General features: G+C 70.5%; 15 protein-coding genes. 5 read left to right on the forward strand and 10 right to left on the reverse strand.

The features are described from left to right. Positions 1 to 46 precede the first annotated feature (46 nt). Positions 47 to 1,894 carry a bifunctional sugar phosphate isomerase/epimerase/4-hydroxyphenylpyruvate dioxygenase family protein gene (locus FM051_RS28575; RefSeq protein ID WP_158848702.1) on the reverse strand — a complete coding sequence of 616 codons (1,848 nt, stop codon included), beginning with the start codon at positions 1,892 to 1,894 and terminating at the stop codon, positions 47 to 49. A gap of 22 nt (positions 1,895 to 1,916) precedes the next feature. After that, positions 1,917 to 3,305 carry an MFS transporter gene (locus FM051_RS28580; RefSeq protein ID WP_238412712.1) on the reverse strand — a complete coding sequence of 463 codons (1,389 nt, stop codon included), beginning with the start codon at positions 3,303 to 3,305 and terminating at the stop codon, positions 1,917 to 1,919. 275 nt (positions 3,306 to 3,580) lie between these two features. Between FM051_RS28580 and FM051_RS28585 the strand changes: the two genes are divergently transcribed. After that, positions 3,581 to 4,555: a zinc-dependent alcohol dehydrogenase gene (locus FM051_RS28585; RefSeq protein ID WP_158848706.1), complete on the forward strand. Its 975-nt coding sequence runs from the start codon at positions 3,581 to 3,583 to the stop codon at positions 4,553 to 4,555. Between the two features lie 13 nt (positions 4,556 to 4,568). Here the strand turns inward: FM051_RS28585 and FM051_RS28590 are convergent, their stop codons facing one another. Next, a complete protein-coding gene (locus FM051_RS28590) occupies positions 4,569 to 5,363 on the reverse strand; it encodes an IclR family transcriptional regulator domain-containing protein (RefSeq protein ID WP_158848708.1) in 795 nt (264 codons plus the stop codon). Positions 5,364 to 5,714: 351 nt separating this feature from the next. Between FM051_RS28590 and FM051_RS28595 the strand changes: the two genes are divergently transcribed. After that, on the forward strand, positions 5,715 to 6,836 hold the full coding sequence (locus FM051_RS28595; RefSeq protein WP_158848710.1) for an NAD(P)/FAD-dependent oxidoreductase: 1,122 nt from the start codon (positions 5,715 to 5,717) through the stop codon (positions 6,834 to 6,836). Between the two features lie 23 nt (positions 6,837 to 6,859). Here FM051_RS28595 and FM051_RS28600 read toward each other — a convergent pair whose 3' ends face one another. Next, positions 6,860 to 9,802, reverse strand: coding sequence for an AfsR/SARP family transcriptional regulator (locus tag FM051_RS28600; RefSeq protein ID WP_158848712.1), 2,943 nt, complete (start codon positions 9,800 to 9,802; stop codon positions 6,860 to 6,862). A 409-nt stretch (positions 9,803 to 10,211) separates the two neighbouring features. Between FM051_RS28600 and FM051_RS28605 the strand changes: the two genes are divergently transcribed. Together FM051_RS28605 and FM051_RS28610 are read left to right on the forward strand one after the other, a co-directional pair. Beyond that, positions 10,212 to 10,541 (forward strand): hypothetical protein, encoded by a 330-nt coding sequence (locus FM051_RS28605; protein WP_158848714.1) that lies wholly within the window; start codon positions 10,212 to 10,214, stop codon positions 10,539 to 10,541. Positions 10,542 to 10,753: 212 nt separating this feature from the next. Further along, the gene (locus tag FM051_RS28610) at positions 10,754 to 11,416 is read left to right on the forward strand and encodes a VOC family protein (protein ID WP_158848716.1); all 663 of its coding nucleotides are present in this window, start codon (positions 10,754 to 10,756) and stop codon (positions 11,414 to 11,416) included. A gap of 33 nt (positions 11,417 to 11,449) precedes the next feature. Here FM051_RS28610 and FM051_RS28615 read toward each other — a convergent pair whose 3' ends face one another. Both FM051_RS28615 and FM051_RS28620 read right to left on the reverse strand, forming a co-directional pair. Then, the gene (locus FM051_RS28615; RefSeq protein WP_238412713.1) at positions 11,450 to 12,511 is read right to left on the reverse strand and encodes a glycosyltransferase family 4 protein; all 1,062 of its coding nucleotides are present in this window, start codon (positions 12,509 to 12,511) and stop codon (positions 11,450 to 11,452) included. Between the two features lie 105 nt (positions 12,512 to 12,616). Further along, positions 12,617 to 13,051: an Hsp20 family protein gene (locus FM051_RS28620; RefSeq protein ID WP_158848718.1), complete on the reverse strand. Its 435-nt coding sequence runs from the start codon at positions 13,049 to 13,051 to the stop codon at positions 12,617 to 12,619. A 193-nt stretch (positions 13,052 to 13,244) separates the two neighbouring features. Here FM051_RS28620 and FM051_RS28625 point away from each other — a divergent pair, with 193 nt between their 5' ends. Next, on the forward strand, positions 13,245 to 13,424 hold the full coding sequence (locus FM051_RS28625; protein ID WP_158849000.1) for a hypothetical protein: 180 nt from the start codon (positions 13,245 to 13,247) through the stop codon (positions 13,422 to 13,424). 134 nt (positions 13,425 to 13,558) lie between these two features. Here the strand turns inward: FM051_RS28625 and FM051_RS28630 are convergent, their stop codons facing one another. The 4 genes from FM051_RS28630 to FM051_RS28645 form a co-directional block, all read right to left on the reverse strand. Next, entirely contained in the window at positions 13,559 to 14,134 is a 576-nt protein-coding gene (locus FM051_RS28630) for a TetR/AcrR family transcriptional regulator (RefSeq protein ID WP_158848720.1), read from the reverse strand. Positions 14,135 to 14,366: 232 nt separating this feature from the next. Continuing rightward, positions 14,367 to 14,783 carry an RbsD/FucU family protein gene (locus FM051_RS28635; RefSeq protein ID WP_158848722.1) on the reverse strand — a complete coding sequence of 139 codons (417 nt, stop codon included), beginning with the start codon at positions 14,781 to 14,783 and terminating at the stop codon, positions 14,367 to 14,369. Between the two features lie 78 nt (positions 14,784 to 14,861). Then, positions 14,862 to 16,157, reverse strand: a complete 1,296-nt coding sequence (locus tag FM051_RS28640) for an ABC transporter substrate-binding protein (RefSeq protein ID WP_158848724.1) — start codon at positions 16,155 to 16,157, stop codon at positions 14,862 to 14,864. A 61-nt stretch (positions 16,158 to 16,218) separates the two neighbouring features. Beyond that, the gene (locus FM051_RS28645; RefSeq protein ID WP_158848726.1) at positions 16,219 to 17,676 is read right to left on the reverse strand and encodes a family 43 glycosylhydrolase; all 1,458 of its coding nucleotides are present in this window, start codon (positions 17,674 to 17,676) and stop codon (positions 16,219 to 16,221) included. Positions 17,677 to 18,095: the final 419 nt, after the last annotated feature.

The following is an 18,095-nucleotide window of genomic DNA, read 5'->3' on the forward strand; positions in this document are numbered from 1 at the left end:
CGGTTATCGGCTACCGATCGACCCGCGGGGTCCCGACCAGACCGGGTCAGCCGGTGCGGGCGAGGCGGTGGCGGCGGTGGGCGGCCATGCGGACCGGGGCGTTGACGGCGCCGTAGCCCGCGTAGCCGCCGATGCGTTGCACCACCTCGAAGAAGACCCGCGAGCCGACCAGTTCGGTGTAGAGGTGGAAGAACTCGCCGTGCTGGTCGCGGTCGTACAGGACGCCGTGCTCGCGCATCCTGGTCAACAGGCCGGGGTCGGGGGCCAGCCTCGCGTCGAGGTCGGCGTAGTAGTTGTCCGAAATGGACAGCAGTGGTGCGCCGAGCGCGCGCATGGCCGCCGCGCAGGCGAAGATGTCGTCCGTGGCGAAGGCGACGTGCTGCGGATCGGGCACGCCGGGAGCCCAGTCGCCACGGCGGAGGAGCGTGCCGGTCAACATGATCCGCACGGTCCCGGCCGCGTCGCCGACGGACCGGCTGCGCACCAGGCCGAACGGCGCGGCGTACTCCGCGTCGTCATGCGGTTCCAGGCCGAGCACCGAGCGGTAGAACAGGGTCGCCTCGTCGAAGGCGTCGAACGGCTGGGCGAGGGTGACGTGGTCGGTGCGGGTCAGCCCCACCCCCGTACCCGCGTCCACTGTGCCCGCCCCCGCGCCGGTTGGCGTGAAGTCCGACAGCCAGTCGGCTTCGGTGCGGCAGAAGAACAGCGACGTCCCGTCCGGCGCGGCGATCGCGGACAGGTCGGCCTCCGTCCCGCCACGGGTGCGCGGCAGCACGGGCGCGAGCAGCGCCTCCGCCCGTTCCGCCGAGCGCGTCGGGTCCGCGCTCTCCAGGCCCAGCGCGCCGATCTCGGCGGTCTCGTCCGGGCGGGTCGCGTTGACCAGCACGCGGGCCTCGCCCTGCCGCCAGAGCTGAACGGGCTTGGACCGGTGCTGCCCGGTGTGCGCGAACCCCAACGTGGCCAGCACTGCGCCGACCCGCGCCCCGGAGTCCTGGTCAACGACCAGTTCGGTGAAGGCGTGACCGGCCAACTCCGGCGCGGCCGGCAAGCTCGCCGTGCCCGACCGCAGCCCGTGCGCCTCCTCCAGGTGCAGCAACGACCGGAACGCGTCCACCGCCGTCCGGCGTGGCTCGGCCTGGCGGAAGATGTCGTTGAAGACCTCCAGCGACCACGGCCCGGCGTAGCCCGCGCGCAGCACGTGGTCGAGGAAGTCGGGCAGGTCGAACGCGCCCTGACCGGGGAACAGCCGGTGGTGGCGGCTCCACTGCAGCACGTTCATGTCCAGCCGTGGCGCGTCGGCCAGTTGCAGGAAGAACAGCTTCTCGGCGGGGATGTCCGCGATACCGGCGATGTCGGAGGTGCGGGACAGCACGTGGAAGCTGTCCAGGCACAGGCCGACGGCCGGGTGGTCGGCACGGGCGACGATCCGCCACGAGTGGTCCCACGTGCTCACGAACCGGCCCCACGCCAACGCCTCGTACGCCACGCGGATCCCGTGCTCGGCCGCGCGTTCGCCGAGCACGTGCAGTTGCCCGGCGGCCAGGTCGTCGTCGTCCACCGCGTCCGGCGAGACCGACGAGCAGACCAGCACGGTGTCCGCGCCGAGCTGCCGCATCAACGCGAACTTGTGCTCGGCGCGGCGCAGGTTGCGTTCGAACACCGCGTCAGGAACCGCCTCGAAATCCCGGAACGGCTGGTAGAGGTCGATCGACAGCCCGAGGTCGGCGCACCGCCGCCGGATCTCGTCGGGTGTGGACGGTGCGGCGATCAGATCGTTCTCGAAGATCTCCACCCCGTCGAACCCGGCGTCGGCGGCGGCGGTCAGTTTGTCCTCCAGCGTGCCGGACAGGCAGACGGTGGCGATGCCGCGCCGGGTCCTCGGGCGGTCGGGCATGGGCTTGGTTTCCCCTCTCGGCTCAGACGGCGGCGGCTGCGGCGCGCAGCCGGTTGTAGTCCTCTTGGGCGAGCGGTGTGGCGTCCTTGACGCCGAGGTCGTCCAGGCGGATCCGGAACGTCTCGCGCGCCGACAGGGCGGCGAGTGCGGCGATGACCGCGCAGCCGAACGTGAAGGTGCCGACGATGAGCGGCACGTTCGCGCCGGGCGGGGCCACGATCGCGTAGACGGTCGGCAGGAACGCGGTGATCGCGGTGCCGATGTTCTGCGACACGGCGAACCCGGTGACCCGCGTCCTGGTCGGGAACAGTTCCTGGTAGAAGGACGGGAACACCGCGTTGTAGCCCTGGTACACCACGCCCCACATGAGGATGGCGAAGGCGAACGCCAACCCGACGTTCTGCTCGCTGACCGCCCACAGGTAGGCGTAGGACAGCGCGCCGGAGGACAACGCGCCGAAGATGATGCACGGTCGGCGGCCGATGCGGTCGCTGAGGTTGCCGACGAACGGGATCAGCAGCACGGCGACGGCGTTGCCGACCACCGAGATCCACAGGTAGGTCGTCGTGCTGAAGCCGAGCCCGTAGGCCTTGTTGGTCGCGTACGTCGCCCCGAAGACGGTCGCGGTCGTCGGCACGACGTTCATCAGCGCCATGCAGATCACCCGCAGCATGTCCGACCCGTTCTCCCGGACGGCCTGCACGATCGGCGCCTTGGGCACCCCGTCGCGTTCCTTCTCCTCCTGGAACGCGGGCGTCTCGTCGACCCGGCGCCGGATCACGTAGCCCGCCACCACCACGAGCGCGCTGAGCAGGAACGGCACCCGCCAGCCCCACGACTCGAACGCGTCCTTCGGCAGGATCATCGACATCGGGAGGAACACCGCCGCCGCGATGATCTGCCCGGCCTGCACGCCCTGGAGGGCGAAGCTCGCGTAGAAGCCGCGCCGGCCGAACGGCGCGTGTTCCACGATCATGGCGCTGGCGCCGGAGATCTCGCCGCCGACGGCGAAGCCCTGGACGAGCCGGAGGAGGACCAGCAGGGCCGGGGCCAGCACGCCGACGGACTGGTAGGTCGGCAGCAGTGCGACCAGGAACGTCGAGACGCCCATCAGCAACATGCACAGCACCAGCACGTTCTTGCGGCCGTGCCGGTCACCCCAGTGCCCGAGCACGAACGCGCCGAACGGCCGGGCGACGTAGCCGACGCCGAACGTGGCGAGCGAGGCGATGACGCCCACCGTCGGGTTGTCCTTGGCGAAGAACACGCTCGGGAACACCAGTGCCGCGGCCTGCGCGTAGATGAAGAAGTCGTAGTACTCCAGCGCGCTGCCGATCCAGCCGCTCGCCGCCGCCTTGCGCGGGGTTCGCTTGGCGTTCGTCGGCGGCGGGGGTGGGGTAGAGGCGTTCACGATCTTCTCCTTTGAAGGGCGTCGCTTGCCTGGGGCCAGCTGTGCGCTATGCGCACAAACGTGCTGAGTACGCATGGGGACGGTAAAGTGTGCTCCAGAGCACCGTCAACACCTTGTTTCCGCTGTCTTTCCTGTTGATCACCTGGTGAGCGCGGGGCCACGTCGCGGGCCCACGTGCTTGAGGTGTGTTGCCCGACGACCTACCATCGGCACCATTCGTCGATATGTGCGCATAGTGCACATTCGTGCGCTATGCGAGTCGAGAGGAGCCCGACATGAAGGCCGCCGCGTTGGTCCGACCGGGGATCGTCGAGCTCGTCGACGTCGCCGAACCCGAGTGCGGCCCGGACCAGGTGGTGGTGCGCGTGCTCGGCGTCGGGCTGTGCGGCTCCGACCTGGGCGTGTACTCGGGCAGCAGGCCGGTCCCCCGGACGCCGTGGGTGCTCGGCCACGAGGGTGTGGGCGAGATCGTGGAGGTCGGCGGGCGGGTGCGCGACCGGCGCGTCGGGCAGCGGGTGGCGATCGAGCCGAACTACTGCTGTTTCGACTGCCCGCCGTGCCGCTCGGGGTTCACCTCGGCGTGCGTCAACCGGGTCGTCATCGGGATCGGCGTGCCGGGGCTGATCGCGGAACGCGTGGCGGTGCCCGCCGCGTTCACCTTCCCGGTGGCCGAGCACGTGGCGTTGGTGGACCTGGTGTGCGCGGAGCCGCTGACCGTGGCGCGGGCCGCGATCCGCCGCGCGGGCATCGCGGCGGGCGACTCGTGCCTGGTCGTCGGGACGGGGTCGCAGGGTCTGTTCCTGTGCGCGGCGCTGGTCGCGCTCGGCGTGACGCCGCACGTGGTCGAGCCTCATGAGGGACGCCGGGAGCTGGCGGTGTCCCTCGGCGCGGTGGTCGCGGACGACGCGGTGCGGGACGTCGACTTCGTGTTCGAGACCTCGGGCGTGCCCGCCGCCCTGCCGCCCGCGCTGTCCCGGCTCGCGCCCGGCGGCACGGCGGTGCTGATCGGGATCAGCGCGCAGCCGTTGGACCTGACCCTGTGGACGATCGTCTACCGGCAGCTCAAGCTCGTCGGCTCGCTGATCTACGACCACCCGGCCGACTTCGCCGGCACCGTCGCGGCACTGGAGGACGGCGCGGTCGCACCACACCGCGTGCTGAGGCCGGGATTCCCCCTCGCCGCCGCGCCCGACGCGTTCGCCGCCGTCCGCTCCACCGCGGGCAAGTGCTGGATCGACCTCACCGCGTAGTCGTTCGGGCCCGTCAGTTCAGGCCCATCATGTCGGCCTCGATCATGCGGACGGTGCGCAGGATCGAGGGCACGTACTCGCGTTCCACGAGTTCCGGGGTGGTGCGGCCCGCGTGCACCGACACGTTCGCCGCCGCCACGACCCGGCCCGCCCGGTCGCGCACGGGTGCGGCGGCGCCGCGCAGGCCGTGCTCCAGCTCGGAGTCGACCAGCGCCCAGCCCTGCGCCCTGGCCTTGTCGATCTCCTCGCGGAGCATGTCGACCGTGCGAACGGTCCGGTCGGTGCGGGTCTCCAGGCGCAGGCGGGCGAGGGAGTCGTCCAGCTCCGCCGGCGACAGGCCCGCGAGCAGCACCCGCCCCATCGACGTGGCGTAGGCCTTGAACCGGGTGCCGATGTTGATCCGCACGGTGGCCAGCCGGGTGCTGGGCACCAGCGCCACGTACACGATGTCGTCGCCGTCCAGCACGGCCAGCGCGGCGGTCTCGTTCAGCTCGCCCGCCAGCTTCCGCAGGTGCGGGTACGCGATCTCGGGCAACGACAGGCCGGACAGGTAGGCGTAGCCGAGTTCGAGGACGCGGGGCGTGAGCTCGAACCCCCGGGAGTCGCCCGCCACGTAGCCTAGGTCCGCGAGCGTGAGCAGCAGCCGGCGCGCGGTCGCGCGGTCCAACCCGGTCTCCCGCGCGACCTGCGCGAGGGACTGCCTGGGCCGGGCCGCGGTGAAGGAGCGCATGACGGCCAACGCCCGCGCCACCGACTGCACGAAGTGCGGTCCGTGGTCCTCACGACGCCCGATCGGCGGTTCGGCCATGCTCCCTCCGGCTCCCCGAGTGTGCGCATCGTGCACACCTGGGCCGAGTGTACTGACGCCCGACGTCCGCGCCGTCCAACTCACCCCGGCCCCGCGTGGCTCACCGGGACTGACCGCCGCACGGACGCGGCCCGCTCCGGCGGGCCGCGTCACGGCTGCTTCAGGCGCGAACCGGTGTGCCCCGACCGGTTCGCCTTCGCACAACCAGGGAGACAACGCCGGACGATTCGCCGATCCTGGAATGGCAGCCTTTCCCGCACGGCCCGGTGCGCGACCGGGCCGTGCCACAGCTCGTCTTCGCCGATCCACTCACCGCCGTCGGAGTCCTGCGAGAACAGGAGACTGGTCAGCATGGTCGAACAGGTCGTCGTGATCGGTGCCGGTGTCTACGGCGCGGCGGTGACCGCGTCGCTCACGCGACGGGGTGCCCGGGTCACTGTGGTGGATGCGGGTGCGCCGGCGAGCGGGACGTCCGGTGCGACGTTCTCGTGGACCAACTCGTGCGGCAAGAAACCGCGGTCGTACCACGACTTCAGCGTCGAGAGCATGGAAGCTCACCGGCGACTGGCTGCCGACGTGCCCGGCGCCGACTGGTACCACGAGGGCGGCAACCTGGAGTGGACCGCCGACGACAGCGAACGCGAGGAGCTGCGCAAGAAGGTCGCCGACGTCCTCGACTTCGGGTACGAGGCGCGTTGGCTCACTCGGGCGGAGGCGCTGGAGCTCGAACCCGACATCGACCCTGCCGGGCTGCCCGCCGACGAGATCGCCTACTTCCCGCGCGAGGGCTGGATCGAACCGACCCGTCTGATCGGTCACCTGCTCTCGAACGCCGTCTCCCGTGGCGCCGAGGTAGTGAGCGATGACGCCGTCACCGGCCTGGAGGTGAACGCCGGTTCAGTGCGCGCTGTTCAGCTCGCCTCAGGACGGCGGCTCCCGGCGGACGCGGTCGTCAACTGCGCGGGGCCGCAGGCCGCCCGGATCGCCGAACTCGCCGGGCTGGCTCTCCCGATGCGCAACACGCGCGGCGTGCTCGTCTACACCTCGCCGGTCGCGGTCTCGGTGTCCCGTGTCATCCACGCACCGCACGTCCACCTCCGCCCGGACGGCGCCGGACGACTGCTGCTGCACACCCCCGATACCGACGAGGCGGCCCACGTGTCCGACACCGGTGAGATCACCGTGGACCAGTCGGCGGTCGACGAGGTGCTGGACGCGGCCCGCGCGCTCTACCCCGGAACCCGAGCCGCGACCGTGGAAAGCGTCCGGGTGGGTGAACGCCCCATCCCCGGCGACGGCCTGCCGGTGCTGGGACGGGTGGTCGAGCTGCCGAACTTCCACTTCGCCGTCTCGCACAGCGGCGCGACCCTGAGCGTGCACGCCGGCGATCTGGTCGCGGCCGAGGCGCTCGGCGAGGACCGGAGCGACGCCTTGGCCCCGTTCCGGTTCGACCGGCTCCGACCACGTGCCTGAACGGCGGGGTTGCCCGAACGCCGTCACGGGTTGAGCAGCTTCTCCAGCACCGGGTCGGGTTGGACGGCGGGTGCGGCGAGCTGTGCCTCGGCCCGGCGGGCGTCCAGTGCGGCGCCGGTGCGGTCGCCCTCGGCCGCGCGTGCCCTGGCCCGTTGGCGCAGGATCGCGGCCTGCCCGTACCGGTCGCCCACGGCGGCGGCGAGTTCGGCCGCACGGTGCAGGTCGGTGACGGCGGCGGTGGTGTCGTTGCGCCGCAACCAGATCTCCGAGCGGCAGAGCAGGACTTCCCACTCGTCCTCCTGGTTGCCCACCTCCTGGCAGTGCCGGATCGCCTCGTCGATCACCGCGAGGGCCCGGTCCTGCTGGTCCAGCAGGCAGTGCGCACGCGCGAGACCCGCCAGCGTGATGCTCTCGCCCAGCCGATCACCACGCGCCCGCCGCGCGGCCAGGGACACGGTGAAGCTGTCCAGTGCCTCCGCGCAACGGTCCAGGCGCAGCAGGATCTCCGCGTGGTTGTGCCACAGGACTCCGGTGATGGGCGAATCGCGGCGGTCGCCGAGCAACTCGACGGCCGCGGTCATGTGCTCGAACGCTCCGGTCGTGTCGCCTTGGCGCATGCCGAGCCAGCCCAGGTTGTGCACGGCGCGCACTTCGAGTTCGAGATCACCGGCCGCACGTGCCAGCTCCAGGCCGCGGAGCAGGCTCTCCCTGGCCTCGTCGACCCGGCCCGCCCGCCAGTCGACGGACGCGAGGGTCGCGAGCGCGACGTGCTGACCGGCGGTGTCACCGAGTCGGGTGGCGACATCGAGCGCCAGGCGCGACAGCACTTCCAGTTCGTGCCAGCAGCCGCGCTTGTGGGCGAGTGGTTTGACCAGGGCCAGCAGGTCGATGACGAACCGGGCGGGCTCGGGTTCGAGGGCCGACGCGTGGGTGGCCGCGGCGACCAGGCACGGCAACTCGGTGTCGAACCACTGCAAGGCGGCCGTGCGGTCGGGTGACGGCCCGGCCTCGTCGGCGGGGTCGTCGGGGTCGTCGGGGTCGTCCACGACCGCGCGGCCACGTTCCAGGTACCAGTCCAGTGCCCGCGCCAGCGCGTGGTTCCGCTCGTCCGCCGACAACTCCTGCTCGGCGACCTCCGCGGCGTACAACCGGAGCAGGTCGTGGATCTTGAACCGGCCCTCGGCCACCGCTTCCACCAAGCGGACGGCGACCAGTTCGTCCAGCGCGTCCTCCGCGGTCCGCAGGTCGACGCCGACCAGCGCGGCCACCAACTCGGCGCCGAACTCGGGCACGCCCAGCGTGCCGAGCAACCGGAAGGCCGTGGCCGCCCCGGTCCTGCCGGACTCGGTCCTGCTGTACTCCGCCCTGCCGGGCTCGGTGCCGGACCGCAGGGCCTCGTAGCTCACCGCGAAACTGGAGCGGACGTCCAGGTCGTCGACGCGCAGTTCGTCCAGCCGCCGCCGCTGGTCGCCCAGCCGTGCGTGGAACCGGGCGAGCGACCAGTCGGGACGGCCCGCCAGCCGGGCGCCGGCGATCCGCAGCGCCAGCGGGTGGTACCCGCACCGACGCGCGATTTCCACCGCCGCGTCGTGTTCGGCGGCCACCCGCCGTTCGCCCGCGGTGAGTGCGAGCAGGCGTACCGCATCGGTCTCCTGGAGCACGTGCAGTCCGACGGGCAGGGCGTCCAACGTGGGCAGCACGACACGACTGGTCACCAGCACCGCGCAGCCGCTGTAGGCGGGCAGCAGGGGCGTCACCTGGCCGGCGGAGGCGGCGTTGTCCAGGACCAGCAGCAGGCGTCGCCCGGCGAGCATCGACTGGAAACGGGTCTCCGCCTCGGCCTGGCCGGCGGGCAGGTCCCCGCGCGCCACACCGAGCGCGCGCAGGAAACGACCCAGCGTCTCGGCCGGAGCCAACGGCACCAGACCGGGGGTGGCGCCCTGGAGATCGGCGTACAGGAGTCCGTCCGGAAAATCGTCGACGACGGTGTACGCGGCACGCTGCGCCAGCGCGGACTTGCCGATCCCACCGGCTCCGTGGATCACCACCACACGCGATACCGCGCCGAACGTCCGCAGCACCCCTCGAATGCGGTCCAACTCGGTGACGCGACCCACGAACGTCGCGGGATTCCTCGGCAGTTCGTGCGGACGTGGTGGCGGCCCGGCGGTCATCCCGCGCACGACGGCGGGCTTCGCGGCCGTATCGGCGGGCGCCAAATCCGGATCACGCCGGAGAATCGCCTGGTGCAACGAGGAGAGGTCCGGTCCGGGCTCGACACCCAACTCCTCGATCAGCATCTTCCTGGCCTTGCGGTACATCAACAGCGCCGCGTTGACGTCACCGCGCCGGTAAAGCGCCGACATCAACTGGCCGTACGCGCGTTCCCGCAACGGATACCGGTCGACGAGACCGCGCAACCGCTCGATCGCCGCCACGTGGTCGCCCATCGCGATTTTGATGTCCGCGTAGTCCTCCACCGCCTCGGCGTGTTGTTCGGCGAGCCTGTCGACCACGTCCCGCAACGAGGGCCCGAGTGCGACGTCCTGGGCCGCCTCGCCCCGCCACAGGGCCAGCGCGGACTCGAACGCGGTCTCGGCGGCGTCGAGCTCCGCGTCCGCGATCGCCTTGCGCGCCCGTCCGAGCGTGCTCTCGAACCGGTGGAGGTCGATGTCGTCGGGATCGGCCCGCAGCAGGTATCCCGACCGGGTGGTGAGCACCTGCTCGACACCGACCGCGTCGGCGGACAGCAGCGCGCGCAGCTTCATGACGTACGTGCGCAGGTTCGGCACGGCGGATCTGGGCGGATCCTGGCCCCACACCTCGGTCACCAGCGCGTCGACCGGCACCTCCCGACCGGCGTTCACCAGCAGCATCGCGACGACGGTCCTCTGCTTGGCCGCGTTGATCCTGACCTGTCGGCCGGCGGACTGGACCTCCAGCGGCCCGAGCATGCGGAACTGCACCCACCACCACCTTCGTGCTTGGTGTTCGCTCGCGGTGCGGGTGTTCGTCCGCGGTGCAGTGCGGATCTCAGGGGCACGCGGACCGACCGTGCACACGAACAACCAGTAGACGCGCGACTCTAGCGCGGCCGGGCGGCCGAAGCTCGTGCCTCCACGTCTCGTTAGGAACGGCAAGAACCGCTCCCGCACCGGGTCCGCTCCCAGGCCCGCGTGGCGAGCGCTTGCGGCCCCCGACCGTTCACGGTGACCGCCGGCTCGCCGGTCGTGAGTCGCAAGAGGACCACAACGAATCCGCCGGCCGCGCAATTCCATTGTAGAGCCGTTATACGGGTGGATATACCGCCGCCGGCTACGGTTGTGCCAGATCGAAGAACACAGGATTTTCTCCGAAGGTTTGAAAGGACTCCACGTGGGAAAGACCAAGCGGATCGTCGGCGCGCTCACCGGTGCGCTGCTCGCGGCCGGGCTGATGACGTTGACCGCCTCGCCCGCCCTGGCGGACCGCCCCTGCTCCGGCCGTTCTCAGAAGCTGCACTTCATGGGTGAGAAGGACGCCAACTTCGGCGGCAGCGGAATCGTCACGCTCCTCAACTGCCACGCGACCAAGCGCAACGCGAGCATCGACGTGAGCCGCGGTTTCGACCCGGATTGCAAGAAGATCCCGTTCGGCGAAACCCGCAAGTTCGAGTACAACAGGCTCAAGGGCATCGCGGAGTACAACAAGCCGAAGTGGTGCTGATCCCACCCTTGACACGCCGGCCCTCGACGCCGGCTCCGTGACAGCACGGCCACTGCCCGTCTGCCGGTGTTCCGAACCGGGTGGGGACGGCGGGCAATGGCCGTGCTTTCACACGTGGTCGACTCGAATTCCGCGGTGTCGATGTCGCCGCACCCTGATCGGGTGGTCCGATCCGGTAGTCCGGCCGGTCCGCCGACAGTACGTTGGCGGGCATGACCGAGCGGATCACGCCGCGGCAGTTCCACGACGCCGACGGTGTCGAGGACTGGCGCGTGCTGGGTGAAGGGGCGTGCGCGTACTTCCGCACCGGGTCGTTCGCGGCCGGTGCGCGGCTGGTGGCGGCGATCGCGGAGTCCGCCGGCGCGGACGACCACCAGCCCGATGTCGACGTGCGGCGCGAGGGCGTGGTCGTGCGGCTGATCACGATCGAGGACGACCACTACGGGCTGACCGAGGGCCACGTCGAGTCGGCCCGGCGGATCTCGGCGGTGGCGCGTGAACTGGGCGTGGCCGCCGATCCGTCCGCCGTGCAGACCGTCCAGCTCACGATCGACGCGCTCGTCGGCCCCGAGGTGATGCCGTTCTGGCGCGCCGTGCTCGGGTACACCGACCGCCGCGACAGCCCCGAGGACCTGGTCGACCCGCTCGGCCGCAATGCGTCGCTGTGGTTCCAGGAGATGGACGCGCCACGCACCCAGCGCAACCGGGTCCACGTCGACGTCTGGGTGCCGCACGACCAGGCGGAGGCGCGGGTCGCGGCGGCGATCGCGGCAGGCGGTCGGCTGGTCAGCGACGCGCAGGCGCCCGCGTGGTGGACCCTGGCCGACCCGGAGGGCAACGAGGTCGACGTGGCCACCTGGATGAACCACGTCTGACCGGGGTCGGCTGAGGCCCTCGAACGCTCCCCTTCAGCCGGGCAGTCGGACCGGCCGACGAGCTGCCTGGCTGAGCACCGCCGACGTTCGGGCGGCCATCATCCGCACGTCGAACTCCCGCGTCGCACGTGCCCGCGCACGCACCCCCATGTCGCGGCGGAACGGCGGCACGTCGACCAGGTGCCGCAACGCGTTCGTCAACGCCGCCGTGTCCTCCGGCTCGACGATCAACGCCGCGCCGCCCAGGGCCTCCACCGTGTCGCCCACGGCGGTGGTGACGCAGGGCAGGCCGTGCGCGGCGGCTTCGAGCAGCGCCAACGACAGCGCCTCACGACGTGACGGCAGGCAGAACACGTCCAGTTGCCGCAGGAACGCGGGCACGTCCCGGCAGAAGCCCGCGAAGTGCACGGGCAGCCCGTCCGCCTGCTCGCGCAGGGCCGTCTCGTCACGCCCTTCGCCCGCGATGAGCACCCTCAGTGGCTGCCCCTCCTCGACCAGGGGACGCACCGATTCCAGGAGCAGGTCCAGCCCCTTCTGCTCGGTCAGCTGCGCCACCGCGCCGATGGTCACCGGCGCGTCACCGGGGCGTCGGCGCGTCACCTGGTCGGGGAGTTCGACGCCGTGCCGCATGCGCACCACCCTCGGCGGCGGCACGCCCAGCGCGGTCAGCTGCGCCGCGATCGGCGCCGACGGTGCGATCGCGTAGCTGACCAGCGGGAACGGGCGGTCTGGCAGGGGATCGTGCAGGTGCACGGTGGCGACGGTCGGCGCGACGCTCACCGCGGCGTCCAGGCTCGCCAGGTTGCTCGCCGGGTCGACCAGGTTCACCTGCACCACATCGGGTGCCACCCCGGTGAGGGCTTCCGCTACCGCCGGCGCGGACCGGCGGTGCCGCGACAACGGCACCACGGTCACGTCCTCGGCGGCTCCGGTGAAGTGCTCGGCCACCGGCTCGCTCACCACCAGCGAACGACGGCACCACGCGGGCAGCCATCGCAGGAGGTTGCGCGCGTAGGCCTCCCCGCCGCCGAACGTGTCGCTGTCCACCACGACGGCGACCCGCAGCTTCATCATCGTCGTGACCCCCTCGTCCACGTCGAGGACCCGCCGGTACTGCTACCTCCAACGGTAGGCGTCAACACGCTTCCCGGCCTCCTCGACGAGCCCGCGGGCGGTCGTCCCGACCAGGGGTTTTCGCGGCTACCCGATCGGCACCCGGACGACCACCACGCCGTCGAGCAGCCACGCGTCGATCCGCTCGACGTCCACCGCCACAGCCGGGACGGTCGCGCAGTAGTAGTAGGGGCCCGAGGAGGCGGTCGGCCGGACCGTGATGCCGACCCGGTCACGTCTGATCTGCGTCCCGTCGGGCCGCAGGTCGTGGTCGCGGATCTCCACTCGCACGTCGTCCCGGCGCACGTCCTCCAGCATCGTGGCGAAGAAGTAGGCCTGCTCGGTCACCGCGACGTCCACGAACAGCGGGCAGTCGTCGGCGGTGGCCAGGTCCCACTCCCGCCCCGTCATCCTGCCGATCCGGTCCCACCACACGTCCATCTCGCCCACCGGGTCCGAATCCCGACCGGACTCCGAGCCCGCGCAGGGATTCCGCCGCCGCACCGTCAGCCGCTCGACCACGACGTCACCCTTTCGTTTACCCGGACGTCTCAACGGGAATTACCCCGGCCTCCAGGAGCCCACTCTCAGGCGAACGGGTGAACACACTGCGCTGTCACGGCATGCGCGGCCCGGCGTGATTCGGCCGAACGCCCACGGGTACTCCAACCGGGTAATGCCCGGAGCCCCAAGGAGCATGGAGGAGGACCCGCCCATGCACCGCGAGAGCGACAAGCACGGCCCGATCAAGGACGAGGAGCTCAAGCACGAACTGCAGGGGACCCTGCGCGCCAACCGCCCCAGCCGGTCCGAGGAATGGCGCGACCCCGAACTCGCGGCGGACGAAGCGCCGGACGAAGGCGAGACCGCACCGCCGACCGACGAAAACCGCTGACCGACCAAACCGCTGACCCGGCAGCGACTACGACCGCACGAGGCCGACCGCGAACAATCCGGCGGCACGTGCGGTCGTCTTCCACTCCCCCGCCGGACCCGGCGGGTAACAGCGTCCGAAATGGACCGCAGCGATCACAGCAATGGTCTGACGACCGCTCGGGCCAGGGCTTCCGCGAACGTGCGCGGCGCGGCCTCGGCGCCCGGCCCTTCGGCGTAGTAACGCAGGAACGCCTCCTGGAAGCACGCGCCGACGAGCAATGACGCCGCCGCGTCCGGGTCGGCGTCCGGCGCGACACGGCCGAGGGTCTGTTCGGCTTTCAGGTAGGCGGCGAAGGGCGTGACCGCTCTCTCCGGCCCGCCGCCGTGCCGGCTCATCGCCACCCGGTGCGCCGCCATCCGCTGCGGATCGGACAGGAGCGCCGCCAGCATGGGGATCGACCGCTGGTAGAAGTCGAGGACCGCGTGCGCGAGCTCGGCGAGGTTGGCCTCGACGCCACCCTCACCGGGGCGGATCGAGATCCGGGACAGGCCGGGCAGCCGCTCCTCGAGGACGGCGAGCAGCAGCCGTTCCTTGTCGCCGAAGTACTTGTAGAGCGTGGGTTCCGAGACCTCGGACGCCTGCGCGATCTCCTTGGTGGTGGCGTGCGCGACGCCGCGCGTCCGCAGGATCTCCGCCGCCGCGTCGAGGATCCGCTCCCGTGTGCTCATGCCGTCTCACCTCACCGTTTGACACGTTAGTGAATACTAGCTCACCATGGAGCTAGTGTTCACTAACCCCTGGGGGGACGGCATGAGCGGCAAGCTGGACAGGAAGAAACCGGGCCGGAGGAAGGCGGAGCCGTCCTCACCGGCCTGGTCGCCGAATGGTTGTCCACAGCGGACGCGACCCCGTGACGCAGGCTCCGGCCCGCACCGGACCTGTGCGGGCCGGAGACCCAGGTCAGGCCACGAAACCGACGGTCAGCAACAGGTTCGCGTAGAGCCGGCCGTCACCGGTGGCCACGCAGACCGCCAGCTCCGGCTCCCGGCACGCCGTGTAGAAGTCCTGGCGCGCCAGCGGCTGCAACGGCAGGTCCGGGCCGAGGAGCCGCTCGTAGTCGGCCCACACCTCCGGGGTGCTCAGGTCGTCCGGCCGCATGGTGTGCACGGCCTCGACCGGGATCGCCGACAGCACCGGTTCCAGCACCTCGTCGACCGTGACCAGACCGGGCCGCAGGTTGAGGTGGATCAGGGTGGCCCGGTGGTGGATGTTGGTCCGGTGCGCGTAGTTGGAGTCCGCGATCAGGACCTTCGACCCGTGGCCTGCCGTGGCCAGGGCGCTGAGCAGCGGCGGGTGCAGCAAGGGGTAGCGCAACACTTCTGACGACCTCTCGATGTGATAGCGGTGGAACCCACGGTGGGACCCACGCGTCCGGGGCTCATCATGACGCGGGGCTCATCGTGACGCGGCGAGGATCTCGTCCACCCGGCGGGCCGCGTTCGCCAAGCCGTCGTCCACACCGACCTCGCCGCTGCCGATGCCCTTGATCGCGGATTCGAAGACATCGTCGTAGATCTTGTCGAACTCCACCACCCCCGGCATGAGCGGCTGCGCGATGCGCGCGTCGGCGGCGAACTCGGCCACGAACGGGTTGTCGGCCAACGCGTTCTGGTCGACCCGGATCGACGGGTAGCCGGACTCCATCATCCAGTCCTCCTGGCCCTGCTCGCCGACCCAGTAGGACAGGAACCGGTGCGCCGCCTGCTTCTTCTCCGGGCTGACCTTGGCGTTGAGGGCGACGGAGGTGGTCGACCCCAGGGTCGCCTGCCGCACCGGACCAGCCGGCACCGGTGCGACGTCGAAGTCGACGTCGGCGAAACCGCTGGTCATCCACGGGCCCGTGATCGTCATCGCGGCCTGGCCGGTCTGGAACAGCCGGTCCGCGTCCTCACCCGTGAGGCCGACCGGTGAGATCTCCTTCTCCCGCAGGAGGTCCGTCCAGCCCCGCACCGCGTCGACCGTCTCGGGACGGGTGAGCGCGGACTTGGCGCCGTCGGGTTCCAGCACGTCCCCGCCGTTGCCCCACAGCAGGATCGGCCAGACCGGGATCGAGTCGTGGTCTGGCAGCGCCATGCCGTACTGCTCGGGCGTGCCGTCGCGGTTCTCGTCCTTGGTCAACTTCTTCATCGCGTTCCGCCACTCGTCCCACGTCGTGGGCGGCCGGTCCGGGTCGAGCCCGGCGTCGGCGAACATCGAGCGGTTGTAGAACAGCTTGAGGCTGCTGAACGTCATCGGCACGGCGTACTTGGTGCCGTTGTACGTGACGGCCTCCGTGGCGGCGGTGACGAGGACGTTCGACGCCGGGTCGGACGCGAACCAGTCGTCCATCGGCGCCAGCACACCCTTCTTCGCGTACTGCGCGAGGTGCGTGCTGTCGAAGGCGGCGAGGTCCGGACCGCCGCCGGACCCGTACGCGGGCAGCAGTTTGCCGAAGAAGAGGTCCCACGGCATGAAGTTCATCTCGACCCGGATGTCCGGGTTGGCGGCGTGGAAGTCACCGACGATGGTCTCCAACGCCGCCGGGACCGGACCGGCGTAACCGCTCCAGAACGACAACCGGACCACCCGACCGGACGACTCGGCATCACTCGTGCCGCAACCGACCGCCCCCATCAGAGCGACGACGGCCGTGAGGGCGAACACCGCACACCGCCGACGGCGCACACGTCGTGGCCGCTCGGTCGACGTCATGGAGTTCCTCTCACGTTCCGCGGTGATGGGGGGGCGGTCGGGCGGTTGTCGCTCTCGGACGTCACTCGAGGATGAACGTGGCGTCGGCGCGGGCGACCGTGTCGGGCGTGGTGGTGAGGTTGACCGTCGTGCCGTTGTGGCGGATGTACCGGCCGGGGAAGTTCTGCGATTCGAACGACACGGCCGAACTGTCGGCCAGGCCCGCGCGCTGGAAGAAACTGGCGTCGGCGCGGAAGAGGGCGGTGCCGTCGTTGCGCTCGACCCAGAACTCGTTGTTGCGGTGCCGCAGGTAGTAGCCGGGGAAGTTGGTCGACTCCAACGACACCGTGCCGGAACCGTTGAGACCGGTCACGATGCGGAACTGCGAGTCCGCCAGCGGGTTGACGTTCGTCTCGACCTTGGCCCGGTACTCCCAGTGCCGGATGAACCGGTCCGGGTAGTTGTACGACTTGAACCTCACCGGCGTGACGCCGTCCGCCACGGGGATGCCGAAGTTCGGCGTGCCGTCGGCGTTCCAGTAGACCTTCTGCACGCGGGTGCGCCGGTTGGGGTCGTTGAGCGGGTCGCCGGAGATGTCGCGGTAGTTGCGGTCGTGGTAGACGAGGATGTCGCTCTGGCCGTCCTCGGAGACGGTGAACGAGTTGTGGCCGGGGCCGTACTGGCTGGTCGCGCTGTTGCTGACGAACACCGGGGTCTGACTCTTGGTCCACGACGAGGCGTTGAGCAGGTCGGCCGTCGAGGACGCGGACAGCATGCCCAGGCAGTAGTTGGCGTCGGTGGCGCTGGCCGAGTAGGTCAGGAACAGCCGACCGTTGCGCTCGATCACCGCCGGTCCTTCGTTGACCTTGTAGCCGACGGTCTCCCAACTGAGGGTGGGCACCGTCAGCCGGGCCACCGTGCCGGTGATCGTCCACGGGTCGGCGCCCATGCGGGCGAGGTAGATGTTGGAGTTGGTGGAGATCCCCGGTTCGGACTGGGCCCAGGTCAGGTAGCGCACCCCGTTGGCGACGAACGTCGAGGCGTCCAACGCGAACGTGTCCCACGGGGTCGTGATCTTCCCGCGCTCGGTCCACGCGCCGGTCAACGGGTTGGCGCTGGAGCTCTCCAGCACGTACATCCGGATCTTCCAGATGTCGTCCGCACGACCCGCCGCGAAGTACACGTACCACTTGCCGTTGATGAAGTGGATCTCCGGCGCCCAGATGTGCGCGCCCATCTCACCCGTGGTGTGCTTGCGCCAGATCACGGTCTCCGGCGCGCTCGCGAGGCCCTGGATCGTGGTGGCGCGGCGCAACACGATCCGGTCGTACTCCGGCGCGGTCGCGGTGAAGTAGTAGAAGCCGTCCGTGTGCTTGAAGATGTGCGGATCGGCCCGCTGCTCGGCCAACGGGTTCGTGTACTGCACCGCCGGCGATGCCTGCGCCACGGGAGTCACGACCAGACCCGCCAACACGGTCGTGGTCACCACCGCCACGACAGCCAGCCTGCGAACGATCCACCGGGGAACACCACTGTTCATCGGTTCCACTCCATCGTGGGGTCGGTGCACATCATCAAGGGGGTGTGGAGCACTTCGGCCGGCGGCTGCGCGCATCACCGATGTTGCTGTTAACGCTAACAGCGGGCCTTCGCGAACCTCAATACCTCGTTACGAGACAGTTGCCGCCCGACTAGCCCAACCGTCCTACCGTTGACCGGACGACGGCTCGAAAGTGCGTTGCTTTAGCTAATAAGCCAGGTCAGCAGCCGCCGCCGTGTTCACATCCGTGACCCAAACGCCCTGGTCATGAGCATGATCCATGCACAACAGCACTGTTAGCGATAACAGGGACCACTCTCGGGCGGTGTGCGACAGGGGTTGTCGACCGGAAAACGCGTGCGCTACCTTGCCGCCAACGCGACCCCGGTCGCACCCCCGACTCGCCGGGTGGGCGGACG

Origin of the sequence: Saccharothrix deserti, from assembly GCF_009769385.1 — a bacterium.
Lineage (GTDB): Bacteria > Actinomycetota > Actinomycetes > Mycobacteriales > Pseudonocardiaceae > Actinosynnema > Actinosynnema deserti.

Excerpts from the sequence above, each read along its gene's own strand:
- FM051_RS28625 (WP_158849000.1), top strand. The coding sequence starts at position 13,245 with ATGCACCGCGAGAGCGACAAGCACGGCCCGATCAAGGACGAGGAGCTC.
- FM051_RS28585 (WP_158848706.1), top strand. The coding sequence starts at position 3,581 with ATGAAGGCCGCCGCGTTGGTCCGACCGGGGATCGTCGAGCTCGTCGAC.
- FM051_RS28590 (WP_158848708.1), bottom strand. The coding sequence starts at position 5,363 with ATGGCCGAACCGCCGATCGGGCGTCGTGAGGACCACGGACCGCACTTC.
- FM051_RS28610 (WP_158848716.1), top strand. The coding sequence starts at position 10,754 with ATGACCGAGCGGATCACGCCGCGGCAGTTCCACGACGCCGACGGTGTC.
- FM051_RS28630 (WP_158848720.1), bottom strand. The coding sequence starts at position 14,134 with ATGAGCACACGGGAGCGGATCCTCGACGCGGCGGCGGAGATCCTGCGG.
- FM051_RS28575 (WP_158848702.1), bottom strand. The coding sequence starts at position 1,894 with ATGCCCGACCGCCCGAGGACCCGGCGCGGCATCGCCACCGTCTGCCTG.
- FM051_RS28640 (WP_158848724.1), bottom strand. The coding sequence starts at position 16,157 with ATGACGTCGACCGAGCGGCCACGACGTGTGCGCCGTCGGCGGTGTGCG.
- FM051_RS28595 (WP_158848710.1), top strand. The coding sequence starts at position 5,715 with ATGGTCGAACAGGTCGTCGTGATCGGTGCCGGTGTCTACGGCGCGGCG.
- FM051_RS28645 (WP_158848726.1), bottom strand. The coding sequence starts at position 17,676 with ATGAACAGTGGTGTTCCCCGGTGGATCGTTCGCAGGCTGGCTGTCGTG.